The sequence below is a fragment of the Algoriphagus alkaliphilus genome, assembly GCF_900103735.1.
Classification (GTDB): domain Bacteria; phylum Bacteroidota; class Bacteroidia; order Cytophagales; family Cyclobacteriaceae; genus Algoriphagus; species Algoriphagus alkaliphilus.
Genome location: NZ_FMXE01000070.1, coordinates 1 through 2,333 on the forward strand (window position 1 = coordinate 1; position 2,333 = coordinate 2,333).

The 2,333-nt window shown below is 51.9% G+C and carries 1 rRNA gene; it reads left to right on the forward strand.

The window, feature by feature from the left end:
* Positions 1-2,333: ribosomal RNA gene (locus tag BLQ81_RS21785) — 23S ribosomal RNA — on the forward strand; the annotation flags it as partial.

Consider the following 2,333-nt stretch of genomic DNA (forward strand, 5'->3'; position numbering starts at 1 on the left):
AATGATTCCGTAAGTAGTGGCGAGCGAACGCGGAGGAGCCCAAACCGTTTATGTTACGGCATAACCGGGGTTGTAGGACCTGCATAATTGAGAGAAATCCGACGAGAACTGCGTGGGAAAGCAGACCATAGGGGGTGAGAGTCCCGTATTGGAAGGATTTTGATTGAGGCGGGTATCCTGAGTAGGGCGGGACCGGAGAAATCCCGTTTGAAACTGCCGGCACCATCCGGTAAGGCTAAATACTCCTGAGAGACCGATAGTGAACGAGTACCGTGAGGGAAAGGTGAAAAGTACTCCGAATAGGAGGGTGAAATAGAACCTGAAACCGTGCGCTTACAAGCGGTCGGAGCCAAGTGATTTGGTGACGGCGTGCCTTTTGCATAATGAGCCTACGAGTTACTCCTCTCTGGCAAGGGTAAGGTATTCAGTACCGTACCCGGAGCGAAAGCGAGTCTGAAAGGGCGAATGAGTCGGAGGGGGTAGACGCGAAACTTAGTGATCTACCCATGGCCAGGTTGAAGGTTGGGTAAAACCAACTGGAGGACCGAACCGATAAGCGTTGAAAAGCTTCCGGATGAGCTGTGGGTAGGGGTGAAAGGCTAATCAAACTGAGAAATAGCTCGTACTCCCCGAAATGTTTTTAGGAACAGCGTCGGGAATTGTATGACGGAGGTAGAGCTACCGATAGGACTAGGGGGAGTCACATCCTACCAAATCCTGACGAACTCCGAATGCCGTCATATAGAACCGGCAGTGAGGGCTGGGGTGCTAAGGTCCCAGTCCGAGAGGGAAAGAACCCAGACCTTCCGCTAAGGTCCCCAAATTTAGGTTAAGTTGAACAAAGGTGGTCCAGTTGCAGAGACAGCCAGGAGGTTAGCTTGGAAGCAGCTATTCCTTTAAAGAGTGCGTAACAGCTCACTGGTCGAGCGACAGGGCGTCGATAATAATCGGGCATCAAACCTAATACCGAAGCGAAGGATTCGATCCGCCACGGCGGACGAGTGGTAGGGGAGCATTCCAATGACGGTGAAGGTATCCTGTAAGGGGTGCTGGAGTTTTTGGAAAAGCAAATGTAGGCATAAGTAACGATAAGGCGGGCGAGAAACCCGCCCACCGTAAGACCCAGGTTTCCTGATCAACGTTAATCGGATCAGGGTTAGTCGGGACCTAACGCGAACCCGAAAGGGGTAGTGGATGGACAATGGGTTAATATTCCCATACTATTTATACAGGTAATGGAGTGACGGAGTGATGAAAGATCCGCCCGGTGACGGAATACCGGGTTAAAGCGAGTAGGTATTGGACCCATAGTTAAATGCGTGGGTTTAGCCGAACGTGATAGTACTGAGCGTTTTCGGACAATCAGATAGTGATCCTAAGGGCTTCCAAGAAAAACTTCTAGCGATAAGCGTATAGATACCCGTACCGCAAACCGACACAGGTGGTCGAGGAGAGAATCCTAAGGTGCTCGAGTGAATCATGGTTAAGGAACTCGGCAAAATGGCCCTGTAACTTCGGGAGAAGGGGCGCTGGCAGCGATGTCAGCCGCAGTGAAGAGGCCCAGGCGACTGTTTAACAAAAACACATGGCTTTGCAAAGTTTTAAGACTAAGTATAAGGCCTGACACCTGCCCGGTGCTGGAAGGTTAAGAGGGGATGTTATCGCAAGAGACGCATTGAATCGAAGCCCCAGTAAACGGCGGCCGTAACTATAACGGTCCTAAGGTAGCGAAATTCCTTGTCGGGTAAGTTCCGACCTGCACGAATGGTGTAACGATCTGGGCGCTGTCTCAACCATGAGCTCGGTGAAATTGTAGTCGCGGTGAAGATGCCGCGTACCCGCAACGGGACGGAAAGACCCCATGCACCTTTACTGCAGCTTAGTATTGGTACTGGACAAATGATGTGTAGGATAGGTGGGAGACTGTGAAGCGGGTTCGCCAGGATTCGTGGAGTCACTGTTGAAATACCACCCTTTGTTTGTCTGGTATCTAACCCGCCTGAGGCGGGGACATTGCTTGGTGGGTAGTTTGACTGGGGTGGTCGCCTCCAAAAGGATAACGGAGGCTTCCAAAGGTTCCCTCAGTACGCTTGGTAACCGTACGAGGAGTGCAATAGCATAAGGGAGCTTGACTGTAAGGCCGACAAGCCGAGCAGGGTGGAAACACGGGTATAGTGATCCGGCGGTTCTGAATGGAAGGGCCGTCGCTCAAAGGATAAAAGGTACGCTGGGGATAACAGGCTGATCTCCCCCAAGAGCTCATATCGACGGGGAGGTTTGGCACCTCGATGTCGGCTCGTCACATCCTGGGGCTGGAGAAGGTCCCAAGGGTT